The sequence below is a fragment of the Streptomyces sp. NBC_01352 genome, assembly GCF_036237295.1.
In the GTDB taxonomy this organism is placed as follows: Bacteria; Actinomycetota; Actinomycetes; order Streptomycetales; family Streptomycetaceae; genus Streptomyces; species Streptomyces plumbiresistens.
Genome location: NZ_CP108354.1, coordinates 7,329,251 through 7,354,457, shown reverse-complemented (window position 1 = coordinate 7,354,457; position 25,207 = coordinate 7,329,251). Strand labels below are relative to the sequence as shown.

Below are 25,207 nucleotides of genomic sequence, written 5' to 3'. Positions count from 1 at the left end.
ACAGCCAGCGAACAGACACTGCCCGGCCGAAGGCGCAACGGCCCGGTGATCAAGTCCGGGCCCGCCCCGTGCGTTCGTCGAGCTGTGCGGTCAGCTGCGCGACCTGTTCCCGCACCGTCTCGGCCCGTGGGGTGATCTCGCGTTCCCGCTCCTCCAGCCGCGCCGGCACCGCGCCGAGCGTCAGCTCCCCGCCGGTCATGCGGTGCGCCAGGCCGATGTGGTCGCCCCGGTCAGCCGACGCAGTATCACCGCGGTCATCGCCCAGTACACCCGCGACTCCGAACTGCGGGGCAGATGCTCGTAGTAGGTTCCATTTCCTAGGTATCCGTAAGAGCGCGGTCCCCAGCGACGCTCTAATCCTGGTCTCAGGTTGATCGGGGACAATGAGCGGCAAAAAACATCGACTGGAAGGGGGCGGGCCGGCGTGCGGATCATGATCGCGGATGACGAGGCGGCCATCCGGGATTCGCTGGAGCGGGTGCTCCAGGTCGAGGGTTACGACACCAGCACCGTCGCCAACGGTTTCGCCGTGCTCGACGGGGTCGGTGGCGACGCGCCGGATCTGCTGCTCCTCGACGTGATGATGCCCCGCCTCGGCGGGTTGGAGACCTGCCGGCGGTTGCGGGCCGCGGGCCAGGATCTGCCGGTGCTGATGCTGACCGCCCGTGACCAGGTCTCCGACCGGGTCGCGGGGCTGGACGCGGGCGCCGACGACTACCTGCCCAAGCCGTTCGCCACCGAGGAGTTGCTGGCCCGGGTGCGGGCCCTGCTGCGCCGGCGCACGCCGACCGACGAGGAGTCGCAGATCCTGTCGTTCGCCGACGTCCGGCTCGATCCGGACAGATTCGAGGCGTGGCGGGGCGGGCGGCCGCTGCACCTGACCCGGACCGAGTTCTCCCTCCTGCAGGTCCTCGTGAGCAACGCGACCCGGGTCTTGACCCGCGACGCGCTGTTCGGGGCGATCTGGGGCTTCGGCATGAGCTCCACCGCCAACAACCTCCAGGTATACGTGAGCTACCTGCGCCGCAAGATGGAGGCCGAGGGTGAGCCGCGATTGATCTACACGCTGCGCGGCCTGGGATACACGTTGCGGGAGACTCCTCCGTGAGCAGGCCCGCCGGCCGGGAACCGCGCCGGCTGACCCGATGGTGGCGCCGGCGGTCCCTGCGGACCAGGCTGACGGTGATCGCGGCGACGGCCATCGCGGTCAGCGTGTTCGTGGCCTTCCAGGTGGCCAGCCAGCTACTGGACTGGGAGCTGCGGGACACCGCCGAGAATCAGCTGCGCGCCGACTCCCGCGTCCTGGCGACGAACGCGGAGCGCGCCGGTCTGGCGCAGGTCCAGCTACCGCCGTATCCCGGGTCCGGTCGGCTGGTGCGGGTCATCCTGCCCGACGGCTCGATCCGGACGCCGGCCGGCCAACCCGCGCTGCCCCCGGTCAGCGAGGACGCCGGGCGCGTGGCGCAGGGCGCGTCGGCCGACCTGATGGAGTCGAACGACAGCGACGAGGACGGCTTCATCATCTACACGCTGCGGGCGGGCGACGGCGCGGTCCAGGTGGCCCGCGTCGTCGACGACAGCCCGATCAACCGGTTCGGGTTCGGCATGCTGCTGATCGGGCTGCTCTGCGTGGTCGGCGGCGCCCTTGTCGGGCGGACCGTGGCGCGGACCGGGCTGGCACCGATCGACCGGCTGACCGCCGCCGCGGTACGTGTCGCGCACACCCGGGATCTCGACGCCGACATCCCGGATGAGGGCGGTGGGGAGATCCGGCGGCTGATCCAGTCGATCAACGACATGCTCGCCGCGCTCCGGGACTCCCGGCGGGCCCAGCGGCTGCTCGCCGAGGACGCCGCCCACGAGCTCAAGACCCCGCTCACCAGCCTGCGCCTCAACGTCGAGCTGCTGATCCGGCTCGATCGGCGCGGCACCCTGGACAGCGCACTGCCGGCGGAGAGCCGGACCCGGCTACTCAACGATCTCGGCGCCCAGGTGACCGAGTTGAGCACCCTTGCCGCCGAGCTGACCGACCTGGCGCGCGGTGACGTCAGCGACGAGAGCACCGAGGTCCTCGACCTCGCCGACGTGGTGGTGGCCGCCGCGACCCGGGCGGGTTCCCGCGTGCCCGACATCGAGGTCGCGCTCGACGTGACCTCTGTGTGGGTGAGCGGGCGTCCCGCTGCGCTCGAGCGGGCGGTGCTCAACCTCATCGACAACGCCGGCAAGTGGTCCCCCGCGGACCAGCCGGTCCAGGTCCGGCTCCGTATCGAGGGCGCGTCGGCGGTGCTCGAGGTCGACGACGCCGGGCCGGGCATCGACGCCGCCGACGTACCGCGGGTGTTCGACCGGTTCTACCGTGCCGACAGCGCCCGGGCGTTGCCGGGATCCGGTCTGGGGCTGTCGATCGTGCAGCGGGTCGTCGACGCCCACGGCGGCCGGGCCACGGTCGCCCGCTCCGCACGCGGTGGCGCACTGCTTCGGGTCGACCTTCCGGCCGCGGCGCCCGCCCCGATCGCGCGGCTCACCGCCGGGGAGGACACCGCGGTGCGCTGACCCGCCCCGGCGGCGCGGCGCGGGACAAGGGACGGCGGCGGCCCTCGGGCATGGCCCCGCGCGGCTCACCGTCGGGGCAGGACACCGCGATGCGCCGACCCCAACCCCGGCCGCACGGCGCAGGACCAAGGGCGGCGACCGTCGGGCAATGGCCCGCGCGGCCCGCCACCGGGCAGGACACGGTGCGCCGACCCCAGCCCCGGCGCGTGGCGCAGGACCAAAGGGCGGCGACCGTCGGGCCCATGAAAAAAATCCGGGACGGGCCTGGGTCCCCGTCCCGGATCTCGTCCGTGCTGCCGCGCTCAACGTTGCAGCGCGGGCTCCTCGTCGTCGGCGAGCGGTTGTTTGCCGTCCGGCAGCTCCGCCGCTGGACGGGACAGCCGGCTCGGCCACCACATCCGCCGGCCGATCAGCAAGGTGAGGGCGGGCACCAGGACCGACCGCACCAGCAGGGCGTCGAGCAGCACGCCGAAGGCGACCAGGAACCCGACCTCGATCAGCATCACCAGCGGAAGTGTGGCGAGGACCGCGAACGTGGCCGCCAGGACCAGGCCTGCCGAGGTGATGACGCCACCGGTGGCCGAGAGGGCTTTGAGCATGCCCTCTCTGGTGCCGAGACGCACGGTCTCCTCCCGGGCCCGGCTGGCCAGGAAGATGTTGTAGTCGACGCCGAGCGCCACCAGGAACAGGAATGCCAGCAGCGGCACCGAATAGTCGATCCCCTTGAACCCGAGGATCGTGTCGAAGACGAACACGCTGCCGCCGAAGGCTGCGGCGAATGAGACGATCACGGTGGCCATCAGGATCAGCGGGGCCAGGATCGCGCGCAGCAGCAGCCCGAGGACGATCAGGACGACGGCGAGCACCAGCGGGATCACCAGCTTCTCGTCGCGCTTGGTGGTCACCTCGGTGTCGAGGTTCTCCGCACTCGGCCCGCCGACGATCGCCTCCGCCCCGCTCACCGCGTGCACGGCGGTGCGCACCCGCTTGATCGTGTCGTACTCCGCGACGGTGTCCGGCGCGTCCTTCGGGAACACGGAGATGTTGGCCCAGCCACCGCTGGTCTGCTCCGGAATGGCCAGGGCCACACCGCGAGTGTCCTTGACGATGTCGAGCACCCGCTCCTGGTGCGCCGGCCGCGTGAAGATCGTCATCGGCTGGCCGCCGAGCTCCGGGAAGTGCTGGCGGACAACGGTGAAGCCGGTGACCGACTCCGGCGCGGACAGGAACTGGTCCTGCTCCCGCAGGGCGCCGGTGTTGCCCGCCAGCCCGAGGGCGAGCACGCCGAGGACTCCGAGCGAGCCGAGCGTCGCCACCCACCGGCGGCGGCTGATGGCGGTGCCGAGCCGTCCCCACAGCCCCGGCTTCTCCTCCACGGCCGTGCTGAACCGCGGGATGGCCGGCCAGAAGATCCGCCTGCCGAGCACCACGAGCACCGCCGGGAACAGCGTCAGCATGGCCACCAGCGCGCACAGGATGCCGGCCGCACCGATCGGGCCCAACCCGCTGGTGCTGTTCAGGTCCGCGACGAGCAGGCAGAGCAGGCCGGCGACCACGGTGGCCGCGGACGCGACGATGGCCGGCGCCGCGCCGCGGAGCGCGTGGACCATCGCGACCCGGACGTTCTCATGGTGGTGCAGTGCCTCCCGATATCGAGCGATGAGCAACAGCGCGTAGTCCGTGCCGACGCCGAATACCAGGATCGTCAGCAGCGCCGAGTTCTGGTCGTTGACCACGATGCCGAAGCCCTTGACGAGCAGGTAGACGGTCCCCATCGAGGTCAGTGCGGCCGCGCCGACGGCCACCAGCGGGATGATCCACAACACCGGGCTGCGGTAGGTGAGGATGAGCAGGAGCGTGACGACGACGATGGTGGTGAGGAGGACCTGCACGTCGATGCCGTCGAAGACGGCGTCCATGTCGCCGTCGATCGCGCCCGGGCCGGTCACGTCGAGTTCCAGGCCGGAGGGGCGGTCCTTCGCGGCGTCACGTAACGGGCCGACGATGTCCTCCGGTGCGCCGTAGGCCGTGCTCACCTCGAGGGTGAACATCATCGCCTTGCGGTCGGTGGAGGGGCTCGTCGGTGAGCCCTCGTCGTCCTCGCCGGCCGCCGCCGTCGCCTTCGGCGGGTACCGCTTGGCAAGGGTGTCGTAGTGGCGCTCGACCGTCGCGCGGTCGGCGTCGGTCATGCCGCCGGCGCGGTGGTACACGAAGACGAACGTGTTGTCGTCACCGCCGGGGAGACTGTCGTCCAGCACCGCCACCTTGGTGGACTCGGCACTGGCCGGCAGGGTGTCCACGGCGCTGTCGGTGGTGACCGAGCTCAACTTTCCGCTCAGCGGCACCATGCCCGCCGCCAGCACCAGCCACAAGCCAATCACTAACCACGGCACCCACCGGCCTGCCAACCGACCGGCCGGCGCTTCCCCGGACGGCGCTGCGTTGACTGCCATCACTAGCCTCCTACATACGGGTTGCATCGCTTATCTGGATGCCTGCTTCCTACCGAGCGAACCTGAGACGACTGTTAATACGGTGCTCAGGCCGGTTGGGCGAACCATGTGCCCAGCGCACGCACCAGCGTGGTGGCGTCGAGGTCCTGCCCGGTAGGCAAGGCCCAGGCGACACAGCCGTCGGGCCGGATGAGCAACGCGTCGACGTCCACCCGGTCCGTGCGGGCGGTGACGGTGTTGACCCGTCCGGTCCACGCGGCCGCGGCGTCGCGGACCTCCGCGCGGTAGACGAGGTCGAGCAGGAGCCCACGACCCTCACGCAGCAGGTCCGCCGACCGGGTCACCGCGGTGACGACGTCCGGGTCGGGCCGCTCCAGCGTCAACTTCAGGTCCGGGCACAGGGTGCCGACGAACCGGTGGTCGTCGCCCAGGTCGTACCGGACGTCCATGCCGGCGAGCATGTCGGCGACGTACCGGTGGGCGTCGTCGAGGGTCCTGGCGCAAGGTCCCCTCTCCGTGGCGCTGGCTGCTGGTCGTCGCACTGCCCGTGGCTGTGGGCTGGGCGTGGGGTTCCTTCGCCGTGCCGGATGACCCGTCCCGTTCTGGCGAGAGCGATATCCACACCCCCGGACCAGTGCGCCTGCTCCTCGAACTCACTGTGTTCTTCGGCGCGGTGGCCGCGCTCAACTTCGCCGGCCTGCCCCGCGCGGCCCGCCGGCTCCTTGTGATCATGGTCGGCTACCAGGTCCTCGCCTACGACCGAATCGGCTGGCTGCTCAGCCACTGATCCGCCTCCGATACGTTCGCGCCGTTGGCCGGATGCGCGCCGGCGGAGCCATCCCTCCCACAGAGCCACACCCAACTTCGACTTCCTCAAGCGCGCCCGGGAGGCAGACAAGCTGAGGGAGGTCATCGCCCGCACGATCACCGACCTGGCGACGGTCGGCGCCCCCGCCACCCGAGCCCTCTCCAACCACGACGAAACCCGCCGCGCCCCCCACACCGGCATCACGACCCCGCTGCGCGATCAGGGCCACCCCACCGACCTCACCCTCGGCACCCGCCGAACCCGAGCAGCGGCCCTGATGATGCCGGCCCTGGAGGTCCGTCACGAGAACGCTTTCCCCGTAGCGGACCAACGCCTCGTAGTAGCTCGCGGCCACGACTCGCAGCCTCGTGATGCGACTCCTTGAGAAGTTCGGCCGTCTTCAGTACGGGCCGTTAAGCCGTCGCTCCGGCCGGCCTCAGCAGCGGCTCGGTGATCAGCGAAGCCGAGGCCCAACCTCGCGCCACCCCACCACTCGGATGCCCCTGCCCAGCCTTGGCCGGCATCGACGGCACGGCATCGGAACGGACACTTCCGTTTCCCTGTGTCCTGCCGGCGTCCCGAATTCGACGTCCAGCCGCTCACACCGGCCATATTCAGCAACGTCCCCGACCGCGGCGGCAGCACATCTATGCAGGTCAGGCCAGTTCGAAGAGCCACCGACAGCCACAACACCAAACCCGCGAGCAGCGGATCCAGTCCGTCCAGGCAAAGTTGACGATCCGACACCCAAAAATGAACGTTTCCGCAGGTCAAAGCCTGCGCAGGTGGGGCGGGTGGGACTCGAACCCACGGCCGACGGATTATGAGTCCGCTGCTCTAACCGGCTGAGCTACCGCCCCATCGCGGCGTGTCGCGTACATGTGTGCGCGCCGTCTGCCGCAGCATAGCCGCTCATACGATCTCCTGCCTCGCATGGTCGGCTTCGCACGGCGTCCACGCGCCTGAGGACTGCGGCTACGCCATGCCCGGTTCCCCGGGACATGAAAAAGGACCCCTACGGGGTCCTCTCTCAACATGCTCTCCCGACTGGACTCGAACCAGTAACCTGCCGGTTAACAGCCGGCTGCTCTGCCAATTGAGCTACGGAAGATCGAAGCTCCCCCGACTGGACTCGAACCAGTAACCTGCCGGTTAACAGCCGGCTGCTCTGCCAATTGAGCTACGGAGGATTGCCTCGTTGCATCGAACGTACCTCCCTGGGTATTCGCCAGGGAGCGGGCGGTCGCTGCGACACATACATTAGCGCAAGCAGGGGGGTGCTCCGCCAATCGGTTCCCCCCTGGCACCGATGCCGCACCGGAGACCTACACGAGGGAAGGGTGGCCGTCATGCGCTACCGGCTCACGTTCGTCGTCGGACTCGCTCTGGGTTACGTGCTGGGCACGAAGGCCGGACGCGAGCGCTACGAGCAGCTGAAGAAGTCCGCACGCCAGGTCGCGCAGAACCCCGCCGTCCGCAACACCGCGGAGACGGCGGCGCAGCAGGGCCGTCAGTACGCGGGCAAGGCGTACCACGTGGTGAGCGAGAGGGTCGGCGACCGGGTCCCGGACTCGGTGGCCCAGCGGGTCCGCTCCCTGCGTGAACGCAACACCAACGGCACAGCAGAGGACGACTGGGGCACGAGCAACACCTGACCGCACCAGTGTGTGGGGGCGCGCGACCAGCCACAACGCGCCCTCGCCCGACCATCCGCACGCACCCTGCGGCGCCCATGGCCCCAGCAGGTGCGGCGGTACGGCAGAATTTTGGCCATGGGGATAGTCGCCGGGTTGGACAGTTCGCCCGATTTCACTCGTATCGTCGTCTGTGACTCTGACACGGGTGCCGTGCTCAGGCAGGGCTACGCACCGCATCCGTTGGAGAACGCCGACGGCGGTTCGCGGCCTTCCGATGTCGACCCGCAGGCCTGGCTGCTGTCCCTCGGTGAAGCCGCCGGCGGCGGGCTGCTGGAGGGCGTGCAGGCCATCGGCGTGTCCGCGCAGCAGAACGCGGTGGTGCCGCTGGATTCCCAGGGCAACACGGTGCGGCCGGCGATGGCCGGCGCGGACAAGCGGGCGCAGGTCGCGGCGGCCGATCTGGTCGACGCGCTCGGCGGGCGCGAGGCGTGGGCGCAGGCGGTCGGCAGTGTGCCGCAGGCCGCGCAGCCGGTGGCCAAGCTGCGCTGGCTCGCCAGGACCGAACCCGAGGCCGCCCAGCGCACCGCCGTCCTGCTGCAGGCCCACGACTGGCTGGTGTGGCAGCTACTCGGACGTCCGGTGAGACGGACCACCGATCGTGGTGGGGCTTCCGGGACCGGGTACTGGTCGGCCGCCACCGGCGCCTACCGGCCCGATCTCGTCGAGCTGGCGCTCGGTCATCAGGTCATGCTGCCCGAGGTGATCGGGCCCTCCGACGCGGCCGGTACGACCCCGGAGGGGCTGCTGATCTCCGCCGGGACCGGCGAGACGATGGCCGCCGCCTTCGGTCTTGGGCTCGGCCTGGGGGATGCGGTGGTGTCCCTCGGGGCCTCCGGGTCCGTGATGGCCGTGCACCCCGAGGCGCTGGTCGACCAGAGCGGGATGATCACGTCGTTGGCGGACGCCACCGGCATGCACCTGCCGGTCGTCACCACGCTGAACGCCGTACGGACCTTGCGCGGGGCCGCCGAGATGCTGGGGCTCGCCGATCTGGAGAGCCTGTCCGACCTGGCGATGAAGTCGACGCCGGGGGCGCACGGGCTGGTGCTGCTGCCGTATCTGGAGGGTGAGCGGACGCCGAATCTGCCGCACACCGCCGGGACGCTGGCGGGTCTGCGGCGCGAGTCGATGAAGCCGGAGCATCTGGCGCGGGCCGCGTTCGAGGGCATGCTGTGCGGGCTCGCGGACGCGCTCGACGTGATGCGCGGCCGGGGTGTGGAGGTGCGGCGGGTCTTCCTGCTGGGGGCGGCGGCCGAGCTGTCCGCCGTGCAGGCCTCGGCGCCCGCGCTGTTCGGCGCGCAGGTCGTCGTACCGCAGCCGGCGGACTACGCGGCGATCGGCGCGGCCCGGCAGGCCGCCTGGGCGCTGGGGGTGTCGCAGGGGACCCTGGACCCGCGTACCCCGCCGGCCTGGCAGGGGGCGGCGGCGCAGGTCCTGGATCCCGGTGACGAGCTGGCGGTCGGGCAGGCCGTGCGGCAGCAGTTCGTGTCGGTGCGGGAGCAGACGCATCCGGGGGCGTTCCGGTCGTAGGAACGGTCGTAGGGACGTCGGAGGGACATCGGAGGAACGTAAGACTCCGGTATGAGCCGGGCCCGGAAGGCCGTACGAAACACTGCTGTCGGCTTAATCGGTTGAGGTAACACGGGTGGAGTGTCCGACGATAGGGGCCAGGGGCAACCAACCCACCCCGCCCCCACCGCCGACTCCGAGAGACCGAGCGTGCTCATACGACTTCTGCGGACCTATATCAGGCCCTACAAGAAACCCATCACCCTGCTGGTGCTGCTGCAGTTCCTGCAGACCTGCGCCACTCTCTACCTGCCCACGCTGAACGCGGACATCATCGACAGCGGCGTCGTGCAGGGCGACACCGGCTACATCCTCTCGTTCGGCGCCGTGATGATCGGTATCTCGCTGGTGCAGGTCGTGTGCAACGTCGGTGCCGTGTACTACGGCGCGAAGACCGCCTCGGCGATCGGCCGCGACCTGCGGGCCGACATCTTCGACCAGGTGCAGTCCTTCTCGGCGCGCGAGGTCGGCCAGTTCGGCGCGCCCTCGCTGATCACGCGGACGACCAATGACGTCCAGCAGATCCAGATGCTGGCCCTGATGACGTTCACGCTGATGGTGTCCGCGCCGATCATGTGCGTGGGCGGCATCGTGCTGGCGCTCGGACTGGACGTGCCGCTGTCCGGAGTGCTCGTCGCGGTGGTGCCGGTGATGGGTATCTGCCTGACGCTCATCGTGCGCGCTCTGCGGCCGCTGTTCCGGTCCATGCAGGTGAAGCTGGACACGGTGAACCGGGTGCTGCGCGAGCAGATCACCGGCAACCGCGTCATCCGCGCCTTCGTGCGGGACGAGTACGAGCAGCAACGCTTCCGCAAGGCCAACGCCGATCTGACCGACACCGCGCTGGCCTCCGGCAACCTGCTCGCGCTGATGTTCCCGATGGTCATGACGGTGGTCAACCTGTCGTCGATCGCGGTGGTGTGGTTCGGCGCGCATCGCATCGACGGCGGGGAGATGCAGATCGGCGACCTGACCGCGTTCCTGGCCTATCTGATGCAGATCGTGATGTCCGTGATGATGGCCACGTTCATGTTCATGATGGTGCCGCGCGCGGAGGTCTGCGCCGAGCGCATCGAGGAGGTCCTCGGCACCTCGTCGAGTGTGGTGCCGCCGAAGGCACCGGTGCTGGAGCTGCGCCGGCACGGGCATCTGGAGCTCCGCGGGGCGGGCTTCCGCTATCCGGGGGCCGAGGAGCCGGTGCTGAAGTCGATCGACCTGGTGGCCCGGCCGGGCGAGACGACCGCCGTGATCGGGTCGACCGGCAGCGGCAAGTCGACGCTGCTGGGGCTGGTGCCGCGGCTGTTCGACGCGACCGACGGCGAGGTGCTCGTCGACGGCGTGGACGTGGCGACCATCGACCCGGTGCTGCTGGCGAAGACCGTCAGCATGGTGCCGCAGCGGCCCTACCTGTTCGCGGGCACGGTCGCCACCAACCTGCGCTACGGCAATCCGGACGCGACCGACGAGGAGCTGTGGCACGCGCTGGAGGTGGCGCAGGCCAAGGACTTCGTCGAGCGGCTGGAGGGCGGGCTCGACGCGCCGATCGCACAGGGCGGGACGAACGTGTCGGGCGGGCAGCGGCAGCGGCTCGCCATCGCCCGCACCCTGGTGCAGCGGCCGGAGATCTACCTCTTCGACGACTCCTTCTCCGCCCTCGACTACGCGACCGACGCGGCCCTGCGTGCGGCACTGGCCCAGGAGACCGCCGAGGCGACCGTCGTGATCGTCGCCCAGCGGGTGTCGACCATCCGGGACGCCGACCGGATCGTCGTCCTCGACGAGGGCCGGGTCGTCGGGACCGGACGGCACCAGGAGCTGATGGCGGACAACGAGACCTATCGGGAGATCGTGCTCTCCCAGCTGACGGAAGCGGAGGCTGCCTGATGGCGGGGCCTGCAGGGCGGATGATGGCCGGGACCGGCCCCGACCACCATTCGATGGACTTCAAGGGGTCGGGCAAACGCCTCATGGCCCAGTTCAAGCCCGAGCGGCTGACCATCTACGCGCTGCTGATCTGCGTGACGGTGAGCGTCGCTCTGTCGGTCGTCGGGCCGAAGATCCTCGGCAGGGCCACCGACCTGGTCTTCGCGGGAATCATCGGCCGGCAGATGCCCGCCGGGTCGAGCAAGCAGGAAGTCCTCGACTCGATGCGCGAGCGGGGCGAGGGCTCCGTCGCCGACATGCTCCGCAGCACCGACTTCACCCCGGGCAAGGGCATCGACTTCGATGCCGTCGGCCAGGTGCTGCTGCTCGCGCTCGCCGTGTTCCTGGTGGCCGGTGTGCTGATGCTGGCGGCCACCCGGCTGGTGAACCGGGCGGTCAACCGGACGATGTACCGGATGCGCGAGGACGTGCAGAGCAAGCTGTCGCGGCTGCCGCTGGCGTACTTCGACAAGCGGCAGCGCGGTGAGGTGCTGTCCCGGGCCACCAACGACATCGACAACATCGGGCAGACCCTGCAGCAGTCGATGGGCCAGCTCATCAACTCCCTGCTCACCATCATCGGTGTGCTCGTGATGATGTTCTGGGTGTCCTGGCTGCTGGCGCTGGTCGCGCTCGTCACCGTGCCGCTGTCGTACGTCGTCGCCACCCGCGTCGGCAAGCGGTCGCAGCCGCACTTCGTGCAGCAGTGGCGCACCACCGGCAAGCTCAACGCGCACGTCGAGGAGATGTACACCGGGCACGCCCTGGTGAAGGTGTTCGGCCGTCAGGAGGAGTCGGCGCAGCAGTTCGCCGAGCAGAACGAGGCGCTGTACGAGGCCGGGTTCAAGGCGCAGTTCAACAGCGGGATCATGCAGCCGCTGATGATGTTCGTGTCGAACCTGACGTACGTCCTGGTCGCGGTCATCGGCGGGCTGCGGGTGGCGGCCGGTGCGCTGTCCATCGGCGATGTGCAGGCCTTCATCCAGTACTCGCGGCAGTTCTCGATGCCGCTGACGCAGGTCGCCTCGATGGCGAACCTGGTGCAGTCGGGGGTCGCCTCGGCGGAGCGGGTCTTCGAGATCCTGGACGCGGAGGAGCAGGGCGCGGACCCGATGCCGGGCGCGAAGCCCGAGGAGCTGCGCGGGCGGGTGGCGCTGGAGCACGTGTCGTTCCGGTACGACCCCGACAAGCCGCTCATCGAGGATCTGTCGCTGAAGGTCGAGCCGGGTCACACGGTCGCGATCGTCGGACCGACGGGAGCCGGCAAGACGACCCTGGTGAACCTGCTCATGCGGTTCTACGAGGTGTCCGGCGGCCGGATCACCCTCGACGGCGTCGACATCGCGCAGATGTCCCGGGACGAACTGCGCTCCGGGATCGGCATGGTGCTCCAGGACACCTGGCTGTTCGGCGGCACGATCGCCGAGAACATCGCGTACGGCGCCTCCCGCGAGGTCACGCGCGGGGAGATCGAGGAGGCGGCGCGCGCGGCCCACGCGGACCGGTTCGTGCGGACGCTGCCCGACGGCTACGACACCGTGATCGACGACGAGGGCAGCGGGGTCAGCGCCGGTGAGAAGCAGCTGATCACCATCGCGCGGGCGTTCCTGTCCGACCCGGTGATCCTGGTCCTCGACGAGGCGACGAGTTCGGTGGACACCCGGACCGAGGTGCTGATCCAGAAGGCGATGGCCAAGCTCGCGCACGGGCGTACGTCGTTCGTCATCGCGCACCGGCTGTCGACGATCCGGGACGCGGACACGATTCTGGTGATGGAGAACGGGTCGATCGTGGAGCAGGGCGCGCACGCGGATCTGCTGGCGGCCGACGGGGCGTACGCGCGGCTGTACAAGGCGCAGTTCGCGCAAGCGGTGGCTGAGGTGGACTGACGGTTTTTCGCCCCCGCCGCCCCTTCCCGTTCCCGACCTTGGGGGCTCCGCCCCCAAACCCCCGCTCCTCAAACGCCGGAGGGGCTGACTTCAGCCCGTCCGGCGTTTGAGGACGAGCGCGAAGCGCGAAACGGGGGTCTGGGGGAAGGGGCGGCGGGGGCGAGAGACTCCTGCCTCAGTCCAAGTAGCCCCTGAGCTGGTCCGCGAAGGCGTGGTCACGGAGCTTGTTCAAGGTCTTCGACTCGATCTGGCGGATCCGCTCCCGGGTCACGCCGAAGATGCGGCCTATCTCCTCCAGGGTGCGCGGGCGGCCGTCGGCGAGGCCGTAGCGGAGTTGTACGACCTTCCGCTCCCGCTCCCCGAGGGTTGACAGCACCGCTTCCAGGTGCTCCCTGAGCAGCAGGAACGCGGCGGACTCGACGGGGGATGCGGCGTCGCCGTCCTCTATGAGGTCGCCGAGGGCCACGTCGTCCTCCTCGCCCACGGGGGCGTGCAGGGAGACGGGTTCCTGGGCCAGGCGCAGGACCTCGCTGACCCGCTCCGGGGCCAGGTCCAGGTGGGCGGCGACCTCTTCCGGCGTCGGTTCGTAGCCCCGTTCCTGGAGCATGCGGCGCTGGACGCGGACGACCCGGTTGATCAGCTCGACGACGTGGACCGGGACGCGGATGGTGCGGGCCTGGTCGGCGAGGGCGCGGGACATGGCCTGGCGGATCCACCAGGTGGCGTACGTGGAGAACTTGTAGCCGCGGGCGTAGTCGAACTTCTCGACGGCCCTGATCAGGCCCAGGTTGCCCTCCTGGACGAGGTCGAGCATGGTCAGCCCGCGGCCGACGTACCGCTTGGCGACGGACACGACCAGCCGCAGGTTCGCCTCGATCAGGCGGCGCTTGGCCATGCGGCCCATCACGACCAGTTTGTCCAGGTCGAGGGCCAACTGGCTTTCGACGTCGGGGGTGTTGCTCAGCTTCTCCTCGGCGAACAGGCCGGCCTCGACGCGGCGGGCCAGTTCGACCTCCTCGGCCGCGGTGAGCAGCGGGATGCGGCCGATCTCCCGCAGGTACTGGCGGAACAGGTCCGAGGAGGGGGCGCCGTTGTCGGCGCGGCCGCGGGGCGGCTCGGGAACCTCGACGGGTTCGGGGGCCTCGGCGCTGTCCAGCGCGTCGGCCGGCGGGGCCTCGGGCTCCGCCTCGGGGTGGTGCACGGCACGGTTCTGCGGCGGGACCGCGACGAGCGTGTCGGTCTCCGTGTCCGGTTCCGTGCCGTCGGTACGCGTGTCGGTCTGGGCGAGGGTCTGGGTCTGCACGGGGGCGACCTCCAGGATGATCGCTGCTGAGGTGTGCGGCAGCGCTGCTTCGGGAGCGGAGTCGACGGCCTCGCCGCTGTCCGTCCCGTACGCGATGAGCGGAACCGCGGGGGTGTGGGATCCGTTGGGGACGGATCGGCCGCGCTCCGAGGACTCAGGCACCGGAACCCAGTGTGGAGTACGACACATCGCCGCCACGAGGGGCGTGCGGGGACTTTTTGAGTCCGGTCCGTGACCGGGTGGTTACCGTGACGATCGCCGTCCGGTCTCAGAGTGCGGCGGGGCCCTGTTCCTGGAGTGCCCTGTCGTACCGCGTGAGGATCATCATCTCGTTCTGGATGGCGGCGACCTGGGCCGGGTCCGCGTTGTGGCCGAGCCTGGTCAGGGCGCTCTGGAGGTCGGGGATACGGCGGGCCACGGCCCTGCGTCGTACGGTCACCAGTTGTTCGCCCGCGTAGTTCTCGTCGACCGTCTTGCGCATGATCGCCTCGACCGCGAGCTCCGTGACCATCGCGCGCACGGCGTCGTCCGGGGCCGCGTCACGGACCCGGACCAGGTACTCCTGGGGGTCCTGGACGCCGTACTCGGCGCCGCCCGCGTCCATGATCGCCTGGCGTACGGCCGCGTAGGGCGGGGCGGTGAACTCGTCGATGCCGTACGCGTCGAAGGCCGGGGAGACCAGCTCGGGGTGCTGGAGGGCGAGTTTGAGGAGCTCGCGCTCGGTGGCGTAGACGGGGTTGCGGAGGTTGAGCGCCGGTCCTGACACGGCGGGCCGGGCCGGGGCGTCGTACTGCTGCCCGCGGACCCGCTGGGGTGCCGGGCCCTGGCCGCCGCGGTCGCGGGCCCAACGGGCCAGCTGGGCGACCCGCTTGACGACGAACTGGGTGTCGAGGATGCCGAGCATGCCGGCGAGCTGCACGGCGACCTCGTGCTGGGCGCCGGTGTTCTTGATGCGGGCGACGATGGGGGCGGCCTCGTCCAGCGCCGCCGCGCGGCCCGCCGGGGTGTCCAGGTCGTAGCGGACGACGATCTGGCGCAGCGCGAACTCGAAGAGCGGGGTGCGGGGTTCGACCAGGTCGGCGACCGCCTCGTCGCCCTTGGCCAGGCGCAGGTCGCAGGGGTCCATGTTGTCGGGGGCGATCGCGATGTACGTCTCGGCGGCGAACTTCTGGTCGTCCTCGAAGGCGCGGAGGGCGGCCTTTTGGCCGGCCGCGTCGCCGTCGAAGGTGAAGATCACGCGGGCGCTGCCGTTGTCCATCAGCAGACGGCGGAGGATCTTGATGTGGTCGCTGCCGAAGGCCGTACCGCAGGTCGCGATCGCCGTCGTCACTCCTGCCAGGTGGCAGGCCATGACGTCCGTGTAGCCCTCGACCACGACCGCGCGGCTGGACTTGGCGATGTCCTTCTTCGCCAGGTCGATGCCGTAGAGGACCTGGGACTTCCGGTAGATCGCCGTGTCGGGGGTGTTGAGGTACTTGGGGCCGTTGTCCGTCTCGTAGAGCTTGCGGGCGCCGAAGCCGACCACTTCCCCGCCGATGTCGCGGATGGGCCACATCAGGCGGCCGCGGAAGCGGTCGATGGGGCCGCGGCGGCCCTCCTGGGAGAGGCCGGAGAGGAGGAGCTCCTTGTCGGTGAAGCCCTTGCCGCGGAGGTAGCGGGTGAGATGGTCCCAGCCCTGGGGGCTGTAGCCGACGGAGAAGTACTCGGCGGCGGACTGGTCGAAGCCGCGCTCGGCGAGGAACTTGCGGCCGGTCTCGGCCTCGGGGCTGGTGGCCAGCTGCTCCACGTACCACTGGGCGGCGACCTTGTGGGCCTCGACCAGGCGGATGCGTTCGCCGCGCTGGTGGGAGGGGTTGTACCCGCCCTCCTCGTAGCGCAGCGTGATGCCGGCCTGGGCGGCGAGGCGCTCGACCGCCTCGGAGAAGGAGAGGTGGTCGACCTTCATCACGAACGTGATGGTGTCGCCGCCCTCCTGGCAGCCGAAGCAGTGGAAGAGCCCCTTGCTCGGGCTGACCTGGAAGGACGGCGACTTCTCGTCGTGGAAGGGGCACAGGCCCTTGAGGTTGCCGCCGCCCGCGTTCCGTAGCTGGAGGTACTCGGACACCACGGCGTCGATCGGGACCGCGTCCCGTACCGCCTTCACGTCCTCGTCGTTGATCCGTCCTGCCACGCGTGAATTCTACGGGTGCGGTGTGACAGTCGATCGCACTCGTCAGGTCATGAGGCCAGGCTGTCCAGCGGAACGTGCGGGTTCGCGAGCGCCTCGGTGTCCACCTGAGCCTTGGTACGAATCAGCTGCTGGATGGGCTCTGTGACGTCCCACACGTTCACGTTCATCCCGGCCAGCACCCGGTTCTCCTTCACCCAGAAAGCGATGAACTCACGCTTTCCCGCGTCCCCCCGGATCACCACTTCGTCGTAGGACCCCGGGGGCGCCCAGCCGCTGTACTCCATCCCCATGTCGTACTGGTCGGAGAAGAAGTAGGGCACGCGGTCGTAGGTGAGCTCGCGGCCGAGCATCGCGCGGGCCGCCGCCGGACCGCCGTTCAGGGCGTTGGCCCAGTGCTCGACGCGCAGCCGGGCACCGTAGAGGGCGTGGTGGAAGGAGGCCACGTCGCCGGCCGCGTAGATGTCGGGGTCGGAGGTGCGCAGCTGTTCGTCGACCATGACGCCGCCGCCGTGCGCGCGCTCGGCGATCCGCAGTCCCGCCGCCTCCGCGAGGCCGACGCGGGGGGCCGCTCCGACCGCCGCGAGGACGTCGTGCGCGGGGTGCTCCTCGCCGTCGTCGGTGCGGGCCGCGAGGACCACGCCGTCCTGGCCGACGATCTCGGTCAGCCGGGCGCCGAAGTGGAAGCGGACGCCGTGCTCGCGGTGCAGCTCGGCGAAGAGGTTGCCGAGCTCGGGGCCCAGGGCGCCGTACAGCGGGGTCGGCTCGGGCTCGACGACGGTGACCTCGGCGCCGTACTCGCGGGCCGCCGCCGCGACCTCCAGGCCGATCCAGCCGGCGCCGGCGATCACGATGTGGCCGTTGTCCCGGCCGAGGGCGGCCAGCACGCCCTTGAGGCGCTCGGCGTGGGCGAGGCGCCGCAGATGGTGGACGCCCGCGAGGCCGGTGCCCGGGATGTCCAGGCGGCGCGGCTCGGCGCCGGTGGCCAGAAGCAGCTTGTCGTAGCGGACGACGGTGCCGTCCTCGCCGAAGCGGACCGTCTTCGCGGTGCGGTCGACGGCGTCGACGGTCTGGCCGAGGTGCAGCTCGATGTCGTTGCGCGCGTACCAGGCCGGTTCGTGCACGAAGACGCTGTCGCGCTCCTCCTTGCCGAGGAGGTAGCCCTTGGAGAGGGGCGGGCGCTCGTACGGGTGGTCGCGTTCGTCGCAGATCAGTATCACGCGGCCGGTGAAGCCCTCCGCTCGGAGCGTCTCGGCCGCCTTCGCGCCGGCGAGACCGCCACCGACGATGACGAATGTCTGATCCGCGTCGACCACTTGATGCCTCCTCGTAAGGGTGCCGCCACATGCGAGCGTCCCGCACGCAGCGTGATGCGGGAAGAGGGAGTGCCCCGTTCAGGCCACGGAGGGTCACGTTCGGGCTTGTTTCACGTCACTCCTACCTCGGCAGTCTCATAGGTGCCCCGTCAGGTGTGCGTGAAGCGAACGGGCCGAGGCGTCGGTCAGGGACGCGATCTGGTCGACGATCACCCGCTTGCGCGCGCGGTCGTCGGACGCCCGGTCGAACAGGGCGCGGAACTGGGGGTCCAGGCCGTCCGGCGCGCGGACGGTGAGCGCCTCGGCCAGCTCGGCGACCACGATCCGCTGGTCGGCGCGGAGTCTCTCCTGCTCGGCGCGCTGCATGACGTACCGGTCGGCGACCGCCTTGAGGACCGCGCACTCGAGGCGGATCTCGTGGGGTACGACCAGTTCGGCGGTGTAGCGGGTGAGCCGCCCGGTGCCGTACGCCGCGCGCGTGGCGGCCTCGGCGGCGAGGCAGAAGCGGCCGATGAGCTGGCTGGTGGCGTCCTTGAGACGGGCCTGGGCGACGGCCGAGCCGTCGTAGCCGTGCGGCCACCACTCCTGGTCCTGGAGGCGGTCGAGGGCCTCGGCGAGTTCGGCGGGGTCGGTGTCCTCGGGGACGTACCGGCCGATGGCGACCGCGAAGACCGCCCGGCGTTCCGGTTCGGCGTGCAGGCAGTTGGGGTCGATGTGGCCGGCGTGCAGGCCGTCCTCGACGTCGTGCACGGAGTACGCCACGTCGTCGGACCAGTCCATGACCTGGGCCTCGAAGGTGGTGCGGGTGCCGGGGGCGCCCTTGCGGACCCAGTCGAAGACGGGGCGGTCGTCGTCGTAGACGCCGAACTTCGGGGACTTCGGGTCGGTGGGGTGGGCGCCCCGGGGCCAGGGGTACTTGGTGGCGGCGTCCAACGTGGCCCGGGTGAGGTTGAGGCCGACGGAGCCTTCGGCGGTGAAGCGCTTGGGCTCGATGCGGGTCAGGAGCCTCAGCGACTGGGCGTTGCCCTCGAAGCCGCCGCAGTCGTCGGCGAACTCGTTCAGTGCCACTTCGCCGTTGTGGCCGAACGGGGGGTGGCCGAGGTCGTGGGAGAGGCAGGCGGCCTCCACCAGGTCGGGGTCGCAACCGAGGGCTGCGCCGAGTTCGCGGCCCACCTGGGCACACTCCAGGGAGTGCGTGAGGCGGGTGCGGGGGCTGGCGTCCCAGACCTGGCTGCGGGTGCCGGGCGTTACCACTTGGGTCTTGCCGGCGAGTCTTCTGAGCGCGGAGGAATGGAGTACGCGGGCTCGGTCGCGTTGGAAGGCGGTGCGGCCTGGGCGTTTGTCCGGTTCGGTGGCCCAGCGGTCGACTGACGTCGGGTCGTAGCCGGGGGGTGGGATGTGGTTCTTGTGTGCGGGGTCGGTGCCTTCCATGTCTCGACAGTAAGCGCAGGTGGTGACAATTGGGGTGCGCCTTCTCGTCTGCCGAGTCCTGTTGTTTCGCGACTGCGGATGCGATGTGGCTTGTCGCGCCCACGCGGCGGAGCCGCATATCAAATACAGTCCCGCGCCCCTTTAGGGGCGTCGGCCCCTCCCGGCGCTTTTAAGCCGAGGCCAGTGCCGGTGCTGTTGTCACCTGCGTTGCCAGGGACTGGTCGTAGCGGTGCAGTACCAGGCGGGCCATTGCGGGGTGGGTGCCCAGGGGGGCCGAGGCTATCCAGGGGGCCGCTTCCGCGCACTGGGTGGCGAAGAGGCCCGGGGCCGTGAAGTAGGAGGCCACCGCCACTCGGTCGCGGCCCTGGGCTGCGAGGGCGCGGATCGCCGTGTCGACCGTCGGAGTGGCGGCGGAGGCGTAGGCCGGGACCACCGGTACGCCCAGGCGTTCCGCGAGGAGGTGGGCCGTGCGGCCCGTGTCGATGGCCGCCTCCGGGTCGCGGGAGCCGGCCGCGGCGAGGACGACCGCGCTGGAGCGGCGGGTGGTGTCGTCCATGCGGGTGCGCCAGCCGGCCTCGACGAGACGGGCGTGCAGGGTCTCGACGAGGAGGGGGTGCGGGCCGAGCGGGGCGGCCACGCGCGTGTGTGCCCGGGCGGCGGCGGCCATCTCGGGGATGTCGCGCTTGACGTGGTAGCCGCGGCTCAGGAGCAGCGGTACGAGGACGGCCTCGCCGGTGCCGAGGGAGGCGAGCGTGTCGGGGAGCAGGGGCTCGTTCAGCTCGATGTGGCCGAGGTGCACGGGCAGACCGGGGCGCAGCTCGCGGACGCGCTCGACGAGCGTGTGGACCGTGCTCAGCGTGCGCGGGTCGCGGCTGCCGTGGGCGACCAGGACGAGCGCGGGCGGCTCGGGGCGTCGGCGGCCGTCGAGGGAGACGAGGCTGAGCTGGGTGGCGAGCTGGCTGCTGATCCGGTTCATGATGTGCGCCGTACTGTCGAGGTCGGCCCCCGGAAGCGGCAGGGCTCCGACGGGGCGGGTCGTGGTCTTCTCACCAGGAACGTTCGACTTGCTCGTTTTGCTCGTCGCCGTCATGAACCGATGGTGGCGGCGGGAGGTTGCCACCCGGTTGCGCGGGAATGACGGGTGTTTTCGGGCGGTTCACGGTGGGGTGCAGGGGGGCTGTGAGGTGTTGTGACCTGCGGGTTCGCGGAACGGAGTGAAGCTGGTCACGTGGGCCGCGGCGAACCGGGGGGCCTTACAGGACGTCTCTGACTGTCGAAGGCCGACCAGGGAGGGACCCGTCCGATGCGACTGGTGAAGCCGCTCAGACAGCTGCGCCGACCGCGTCTGCCGCGCACCCGTGCCGGGCAGCGGCGGCTGGTGCAGGCCGTGATGGCCGGGTGTGTGCTGGCGCTGCTGCCGGCGACCTGGATGTACGCCGTGACCGGCGACCGGCTGCGGACGGCGGCGGACGTGCCGCGCACCGAGGTCGCCGTCGTTTTCGGGGCCGGTCTGTGGGACGGGGAGCCGTCGCCGTATCTGGCCCACCGGCTGGACGCGGCGGCGCAGTTGTACCGCGAGAACCGGATCGAGGTCGTCCTGGTCACCGGTGACAACAGCCGCGAGGACTACGACGAGCCGGACGCGATGCGCACGTATCTCACGCGACACGGGGTGCCCGACGGGCGGATCGTCAGTGACTACGCCGGCTTCGACACCTGGGACTCCTGCGTCCGCGCGAAGAAGATCTTCGGCGTGGACCGGGCCGTGCTGATCAGCCAGGGCTTCCACATCCGGCGGGCGGTCGCGCTGTGCCAGGCGGCGGGGGTCACGTCGTACGGCGTCGGGGTCGACGCGGTGCACGACGTGACCTGGTACTACGGGGGTGCCCGGGAGATCTTCGCGGCGGGGAAGGCGGCCCTGGACGCCGCGTTCCGGCCCGATCCGCGGTTCCTCGGGCCGCGGGAGCCGGGGGTCACCGAGGCGCTCGCCAGGGCCTGTCCGGCGGATCATGCCGCAGACGCGGGGCCCGGCACGCCGATCTGCGGCATGCCGGGCCCCGCTCACCCGCGTCGATGAGACGCCGCCGATTTCCTGCGCCCCGGCCGCCGGACAGGTCCTAGCGGCCGGTGAAGCGCGGGGCGCGTTTCTCCAGGAACGCGGTCATGCCCTCCTTCTGGTCCTCCGTCGCGAACAGGGCGTGGAAGACCCGGCGTTCGAAGCGGACGCCGTCGCGCAGGCCGGTTTCCAGGGCGCGGTCGACGCACTCGCGGGCCGCCCTGACCGCCGTACGGCTGTAGGAGGCGATGGTCGCCGCCGCTTCGAGGGCGTCGGGCAGGACGCGGTCGTCGGGGACGACCCGGGAGACCAGGCCGGCGGCCTCCGCCTCGCGGGCGTCCATGGTGCGGCCGGTGAGGACGAGGTCCATCGCCTTGGCCCGGCCCACCAGACGGGTCAGGCGCTGGGTGCCGCCGATGCCCGGGATCACGCCGAGCTTGATCTCCGGCTGGCCGAAGACCGCCGATTCTCCGGCGATCACCAGGTCGCACATCATCGCCAGTTCGCATCCGCCGCCCAGGGCGTGCCCGCCCACGGCCGCGATCTTCGGGGTGCGGAGGTCCGCGAACTCCTCCCAGGCGGCGAAGTAGTCCTCCGCCGCCATCTCCACGGCCGTCTTCGTCGCCATCTCCTTGATGTCGGCACCCGCCGCGAAGATGCTCTCCGAGCCGGTGACGACGAAGCAGCCGACCTCGGGGTCCGTGTCCAACGGGCGGAGGGTGTCGAGGAGTTCGGCGAGGAGTTCGCCGCTCAGGGCGTTGCAGACGTGCGGGCGGTGCAGGCGTACGGTGACCACTCGGTCGTGCCGTTCGATCTTGATGGTGTTCATCGGTGTCCCTCCTCGGTCTACGAGTCCCAGATCGCGCCGTACGCGGGAATTCCGCGTCGTTCCAGTCCGTGCACCACCTGCCAGGTGAGCTTCTTGTTGGAGATGCAGATCACCGCTTCGGCCCCGAAGTCGCGGTAGGCCTCGTAGGCGAGGCGCACCATGTCGGGTTTGCCGTCGCGGGAGGTGTCCCAGACGAGGGCGTGCGGCTGGACGGCGAGGATCTCGTCGACGAGGGCGTCGCCGTAGGTGGTGCGGGGGTCGCGGGTCGCCCAGACCAGGCGGGAGGGGACCTCGGCGGCGAGGAGGTGGGGCAGGCAGGGGCCGATGCCGCTGCCTGTCGCGACGTAGACGACCTTCGTGAAGAGGGTCTCGATGTTGGCGACGCCGGCCGTGGTGATCCCCTTCACCCACACCCGGGACGGCAGGTCGTCGATGAACGAGCCCGTCCAGTCGCCGGCCCGGGAGATCGTGAGCCGGAAGCCGGGCTCGCCGGGGGACGGGACGTTGGCGAAGGAGTGCCACTCCTTCAGCGGGCTGCGGCTGACCGCGGTGGAGGAGCCGGCGAAGGGGGTCTCGCCGTGGTCGAAGCGGGCCAGGGCCACGTGCGGCGAGGGACGTTCGACGTGTACGTCGACCTTGCGCAGCCGCAGCCAGGGCAGGGCGACGCTGAAGGTGACCACGCAGAGGACCGTGACCGGGACCGGCCCCGGGGTGGACAGCAGCGTGTGCGTCCAGAAGAGGGCCAGGGCCGTCCAGCCGCCGAAGCGGTGGATCTTCTCGAAGTGGTCGTGGTGGCGGGAACGGAAGGGGGGCAGGGCGGTGGCGACGATGACGGCCAGGAGAGCCACCAAGGTCCAACTGGTGGCTATGAGCGCGGGGTTGCCGCCCTCCGCCGTCACCGCGACCGCCAGCGCCAGGAACCAGCCCGCTCCGGCGAGCGCCCCGCCCACGTGCAGTCCGCCGAAGTGGTAGACCTTGCCCAGCGTCCAGCGGACCCGCAGCGGCCAGCCGGTCGACGGCCAGGTGGCCAGGCGGAAGAAGAGGTTGATGACGTGCTGCTGGCGGACGACGATCGCGAGCGCGAGGTTGGCGATCGAGGCGTGCCCCAGGGTCGGCGTCGACAGTGGCCAACCGGCGTACAGGAACACCAGGTTGGCCAGGATCACCAGCCCCGCCAGGCGGTTGTGGTGCATCAGGCGCGGGTGCTTGAGCAGGCGGCGGGCGGCGGGGAGGAGTGGGGGCAGCTCGACGGCCGCGACGGCCTCGCGGTCGAGGGAGGTCGTCATCGGGCCACCCCCTGAAGAGCGGTCCGCTCCTCGGCCAGCCGCAGCAGTGCCTGCTTGTCGATCTTGCCGCGGTCGGTCTCGGGGAGGAACGCGAGCGGCAGGACGTCCGAGGGCACGCAGTAGTAGGGCAGCGCGTCCGCCACCGTGCGGCGGGCCTCGTCCGGGTCGACGTCCGCCGGGCAGACGAAGGAGACCAGGTTGCGGGCGTCCCGCTTCAGGGTCACCGCGCGCGCACAGCCCTCGACCGACTCCAGGACCGAGGAGACGGAGTCGAGTTCGACACGGAAGCCGCGCACCTTGACCTGGTCGTCGGTGCGGCCGAGGTGTTCGAGTTCGCCGTCGTCCGTCCAGCGGCCCAGGTCGCGGGTGCGGAACATCCGGCGGTCGCCGCCGAGGAAGGGGTCGGGGGCGTAGCGCTCGGCGTTCAGCCGGTCGTCGCCCAGGTAGCCGGCCGAGACGCAGTCGCCGCCCGCCCACATCTCGCCGACCTCGCCGACCGGCAGCGGCCTGCGGTCGGCGTCGAGGACGTAGACCGTGTTGTTGGGGGTGGGGCGGCCGATGGTCAGCAGCGGGTCGGCAGGGTCGTGCCGGCGCATGGTGTTGACGATCGTCGTCTCGGTGGGGCCGCAGCAGTTGAAGAAGGCCGCCTGGGTGGCCCAGCGGTCGGCGAGCGGGCGCGGGCAGGGCTCTCCGGCGACGGCGACCGTGTGGACGCGCGGGCAGGCGGCGGGGTCGATGCCGGACAGCACGGTCGGGGTGGCGATCAGCACGGTGGCCGTACGGGCCGCCGCCGCGATGTCCTTGCCGCGGATGACGAGGGTGGCGCCGTGCGCGAGGCAGCCGAGGATCTCCCAGGCGGCCATGTCGAAGGCGATGTTGAGGAGCTGGGCCACGCGGTCACCGGGGCGGATGCCGAGGCCGCCCGGCTGGGTGAGCAGGAGGTTGGCGACGTTGCGGTGGGTGACCTTCACGCCGTTGGGGCGGCCGGTGGTGCCGGAGGTGAACAGGACGTAGCAGCCGTCGTCGGGGCGGACGTGCGGGCGCGGGGCCCCGGGCTCCTTGTCGGTGGCGCGGCGGGGGCCGGGAACGTACGGCAGCGGTTCGTCGAGCGCGATCGCGCGGTGGCCGTCCGGCAGCGGAACGCGGTGGGCGTGTTCCGCGAGGGTGAGGACCACGCGGGTACGGGCCGTGCGGACGACGTGGGCGAGCTGGGCCGGGGGCGCCAGGGCGATGTCCTGCGGGACGTAGGCGGCGCCGGTCTTCAGGATGCCGAGCAGGCCGACGATCATCGGGATCGAACGGCGGACGAAGAGTCCGACGTGGTCGCCGGGGCGTACGCCTTCACGGACGAGGCGGGCGGCGAGGGCGTCGGCGTATCGGTCGAGCTCGCCGTAGGTGATCGTCGCTCCGAGGTGCTCGGCGGCGACGGAGTGGGGGGCGGACGCGGCCCACCGTTCCACGGCGTGGTGGACGAGGGGGTCCGGGACGGCGACCGTGGGGCCGTGGCCGTGCTGCCGGAAAAGGTGCTGGTCTCGGGGGGTCAAATGGCGCAGAGGCATGGTTGGGGGACCTCCTGGCTGGCTGTTTCGAGTGACGGTGTGCCACAGGCGGCCAAGCCGCGTGTGGATGCAGCCGGAATGAACGGCGGGCATGCCCGGGTGTCGAACGCCGTGCGGAGTCGCGCGCGGGGGCCAGTCTGCGCTTCGGGTCCTTCAACGCTCAACGAGGCGTGTTCAGCCAGTCACGGAGCGGAATGCGCCACATGTGGCTTCTTTCACCACAACGGCAACTTCCGTGCCGCCCGGCGGCGACTGCGCGGTGGGCAGGTGTGCGCCTCACGGCGGCGGACCGGCGGCGGGGAGGTCGCCGTGCCGGGCGCGTAACAGGGAGCCCCCGTCCGCGTAACACGGCGGAAGCACGCTGAGAG

The 25,207-nt window shown here is 70.8% G+C and carries 19 protein-coding genes and 3 tRNA genes; 8 read left to right on the top strand and 14 right to left on the bottom strand.

The window, feature by feature from the left end; translation table 11 throughout:
- Positions 1 to 49 precede the first annotated feature (49 nt).
- Positions 50 to 199 (bottom strand): hypothetical protein, encoded by a 150-nt coding sequence (locus OG252_RS34135; RefSeq protein WP_266439873.1) that lies wholly within the window; start codon positions 197 to 199, stop codon positions 50 to 52.
- Positions 200 to 424: 225 nt separating this feature from the next.
- Between OG252_RS34135 and OG252_RS34130 the strand changes: the two genes are divergently transcribed.
- Together OG252_RS34130 and OG252_RS34125 are read left to right on the top strand one after the other, a co-directional pair.
- Complete coding sequence (locus OG252_RS34130; protein ID WP_323186074.1) at positions 425 to 1,108, top strand: response regulator transcription factor; 684 nt, start codon at positions 425 to 427, stop codon at positions 1,106 to 1,108.
- Entirely contained in the window at positions 1,105 to 2,553 is a 1,449-nt protein-coding gene (locus OG252_RS34125) for a sensor histidine kinase (protein WP_329340967.1), read from the top strand. Before OG252_RS34130 ends, OG252_RS34125 begins: the two co-directional genes overlap by 4 nt.
- A gap of 302 nt (positions 2,554 to 2,855) precedes the next feature.
- Here OG252_RS34125 and OG252_RS34120 read toward each other — a convergent pair whose 3' ends face one another.
- Complete coding sequence (locus OG252_RS34120; RefSeq protein ID WP_329340965.1) at positions 2,856 to 5,006, bottom strand: MMPL family transporter; 2,151 nt, start codon at positions 5,004 to 5,006, stop codon at positions 2,856 to 2,858.
- An 86-nt stretch (positions 5,007 to 5,092) separates the two neighbouring features.
- Positions 5,093 to 5,548 (bottom strand): aromatic-ring hydroxylase C-terminal domain-containing protein, encoded by a 456-nt coding sequence (locus tag OG252_RS34115; RefSeq protein WP_329340963.1) that lies wholly within the window; start codon positions 5,546 to 5,548, stop codon positions 5,093 to 5,095.
- A 5-nt stretch (positions 5,549 to 5,553) separates the two neighbouring features.
- Between OG252_RS34115 and OG252_RS34110 the strand changes: the two genes are divergently transcribed.
- Positions 5,554 to 5,793, top strand: a complete 240-nt coding sequence (locus OG252_RS34110; RefSeq protein ID WP_329340961.1) for a DUF2568 domain-containing protein — start codon at positions 5,554 to 5,556, stop codon at positions 5,791 to 5,793.
- An 807-nt stretch (positions 5,794 to 6,600) separates the two neighbouring features.
- Here OG252_RS34110 and OG252_RS34105 read toward each other — a convergent pair.
- From OG252_RS34105 to OG252_RS34095, 3 genes are all read right to left on the bottom strand, one after another.
- Positions 6,601 to 6,674, bottom strand: a tRNA-Ile gene (locus OG252_RS34105).
- A gap of 178 nt (positions 6,675 to 6,852) precedes the next feature.
- A tRNA-Asn gene (locus tag OG252_RS34100) sits at positions 6,853 to 6,925 on the bottom strand.
- Between the two features lie 6 nt (positions 6,926 to 6,931).
- Positions 6,932 to 7,004 (bottom strand) — tRNA-Asn (locus OG252_RS34095).
- A gap of 159 nt (positions 7,005 to 7,163) precedes the next feature.
- Here OG252_RS34095 and OG252_RS34090 point away from each other — a divergent pair.
- From OG252_RS34090 to OG252_RS34075, 4 genes are all read left to right on the top strand, one after another.
- A complete protein-coding gene (locus OG252_RS34090) occupies positions 7,164 to 7,469 on the top strand; it encodes a YtxH domain-containing protein (protein ID WP_266439867.1) in 306 nt (101 codons plus the stop codon).
- Between the two features lie 117 nt (positions 7,470 to 7,586).
- Entirely contained in the window at positions 7,587 to 9,041 is a 1,455-nt protein-coding gene (locus OG252_RS34085; RefSeq protein ID WP_266439866.1) for an FGGY family carbohydrate kinase, read from the top strand.
- 189 nt (positions 9,042 to 9,230) lie between these two features.
- On the top strand, positions 9,231 to 10,964 hold the full coding sequence (locus OG252_RS34080; protein WP_329340956.1) for an ABC transporter ATP-binding protein: 1,734 nt from the start codon (positions 9,231 to 9,233) through the stop codon (positions 10,962 to 10,964).
- Positions 10,964 to 12,892, top strand: a complete 1,929-nt coding sequence (locus tag OG252_RS34075; RefSeq protein ID WP_329340954.1) for an ABC transporter ATP-binding protein — start codon at positions 10,964 to 10,966, stop codon at positions 12,890 to 12,892. The genes OG252_RS34080 and OG252_RS34075 overlap by 1 nt, the downstream gene beginning before the upstream one ends.
- 175 nt (positions 12,893 to 13,067) lie before the next feature.
- Here the strand turns inward: OG252_RS34075 and OG252_RS34070 are convergent, their stop codons facing one another.
- From OG252_RS34070 to OG252_RS34050, 5 genes are all read right to left on the bottom strand, one after another.
- Positions 13,068 to 14,357 carry an RNA polymerase sigma factor gene (locus tag OG252_RS34070; RefSeq protein ID WP_329340952.1) on the bottom strand — a complete coding sequence of 430 codons (1,290 nt, stop codon included), beginning with the start codon at positions 14,355 to 14,357 and terminating at the stop codon, positions 13,068 to 13,070.
- Positions 14,358 to 14,463: 106 nt separating this feature from the next.
- Positions 14,464 to 16,365, bottom strand: coding sequence for a DNA primase (gene dnaG / locus OG252_RS34065; protein ID WP_329340950.1), 1,902 nt, complete (start codon positions 16,363 to 16,365; stop codon positions 14,464 to 14,466).
- 47 nt (positions 16,366 to 16,412) lie between these two features.
- Positions 16,413 to 17,678 (bottom strand): NAD(P)/FAD-dependent oxidoreductase, encoded by a 1,266-nt coding sequence (locus OG252_RS34060; protein WP_266439856.1) that lies wholly within the window; start codon positions 17,676 to 17,678, stop codon positions 16,413 to 16,415.
- A gap of 135 nt (positions 17,679 to 17,813) precedes the next feature.
- A complete protein-coding gene (locus OG252_RS34055) occupies positions 17,814 to 19,109 on the bottom strand; it encodes a deoxyguanosinetriphosphate triphosphohydrolase (RefSeq protein WP_266439854.1) in 1,296 nt (431 codons plus the stop codon).
- A 169-nt stretch (positions 19,110 to 19,278) separates the two neighbouring features.
- Positions 19,279 to 20,199: a sirohydrochlorin chelatase gene (locus OG252_RS34050; RefSeq protein WP_266439852.1), complete on the bottom strand. Its 921-nt coding sequence runs from the start codon at positions 20,197 to 20,199 to the stop codon at positions 19,279 to 19,281.
- A 213-nt stretch (positions 20,200 to 20,412) separates the two neighbouring features.
- On the opposite strand from OG252_RS34050, the gene OG252_RS34045 reads away from it, so the two are divergent.
- Positions 20,413 to 21,186: a SanA/YdcF family protein gene (locus OG252_RS34045; RefSeq protein WP_329340946.1), complete on the top strand. Its 774-nt coding sequence runs from the start codon at positions 20,413 to 20,415 to the stop codon at positions 21,184 to 21,186.
- 40 nt (positions 21,187 to 21,226) lie between these two features.
- Here the strand turns inward: OG252_RS34045 and OG252_RS34040 are convergent, their stop codons facing one another.
- Genes OG252_RS34040 through OG252_RS34030 form a run of 3 tightly spaced genes read right to left on the bottom strand, consistent with a single transcriptional unit; the run spans position 21,227 to position 24,839 of the window.
- Positions 21,227 to 21,994, bottom strand: a complete 768-nt coding sequence (locus OG252_RS34040) for an enoyl-CoA hydratase-related protein (protein ID WP_329340944.1) — start codon at positions 21,992 to 21,994, stop codon at positions 21,227 to 21,229.
- A 17-nt stretch (positions 21,995 to 22,011) separates the two neighbouring features.
- On the bottom strand, positions 22,012 to 23,280 hold the full coding sequence (locus OG252_RS34035) for a hypothetical protein (protein WP_329340942.1): 1,269 nt from the start codon (positions 23,278 to 23,280) through the stop codon (positions 22,012 to 22,014).
- Entirely contained in the window at positions 23,277 to 24,839 is a 1,563-nt protein-coding gene (locus OG252_RS34030) for an amino acid adenylation domain-containing protein (RefSeq protein ID WP_266439844.1), read from the bottom strand. The genes OG252_RS34035 and OG252_RS34030 overlap by 4 nt, the downstream gene beginning before the upstream one ends.
- Positions 24,840 to 25,207 lie beyond the last annotated feature (368 nt).

What these genes read in the sequence shown, in the direction of transcription:
- OG252_RS34135 (WP_266439873.1), bottom strand. Translation starts at nt 199, where the DNA reads ATGACCGGCGGGGAGCTGACGCTCGGCGCGGTGCCGGCGCGGCTGGAG.
- OG252_RS34120 (WP_329340965.1), bottom strand. Translation starts at nt 5,006, where the DNA reads ATGGCAGTCAACGCAGCGCCGTCCGGGGAAGCGCCGGCCGGTCGGTTG.
- OG252_RS34090 (WP_266439867.1), top strand. Translation starts at nt 7,164, where the DNA reads ATGCGCTACCGGCTCACGTTCGTCGTCGGACTCGCTCTGGGTTACGTG.
- OG252_RS34085 (WP_266439866.1), top strand. Translation starts at nt 7,587, where the DNA reads ATGGGGATAGTCGCCGGGTTGGACAGTTCGCCCGATTTCACTCGTATC.
- OG252_RS34075 (WP_329340954.1), top strand. Translation starts at nt 10,964, where the DNA reads ATGGCGGGGCCTGCAGGGCGGATGATGGCCGGGACCGGCCCCGACCAC.
- OG252_RS34055 (WP_266439854.1), bottom strand. Translation starts at nt 19,109, where the DNA reads ATGGAAGGCACCGACCCCGCACACAAGAACCACATCCCACCCCCCGGC.
- OG252_RS34050 (WP_266439852.1), bottom strand. Translation starts at nt 20,199, where the DNA reads ATGACGGCGACGAGCAAAACGAGCAAGTCGAACGTTCCTGGTGAGAAG.
- OG252_RS34045 (WP_329340946.1), top strand. Translation starts at nt 20,413, where the DNA reads ATGCGACTGGTGAAGCCGCTCAGACAGCTGCGCCGACCGCGTCTGCCG.
- OG252_RS34040 (WP_329340944.1), bottom strand. Translation starts at nt 21,994, where the DNA reads ATGAACACCATCAAGATCGAACGGCACGACCGAGTGGTCACCGTACGC.
- OG252_RS34035 (WP_329340942.1), bottom strand. Translation starts at nt 23,280, where the DNA reads ATGACGACCTCCCTCGACCGCGAGGCCGTCGCGGCCGTCGAGCTGCCC.
- OG252_RS34030 (WP_266439844.1), bottom strand. Translation starts at nt 24,839, where the DNA reads ATGCCTCTGCGCCATTTGACCCCCCGAGACCAGCACCTTTTCCGGCAG.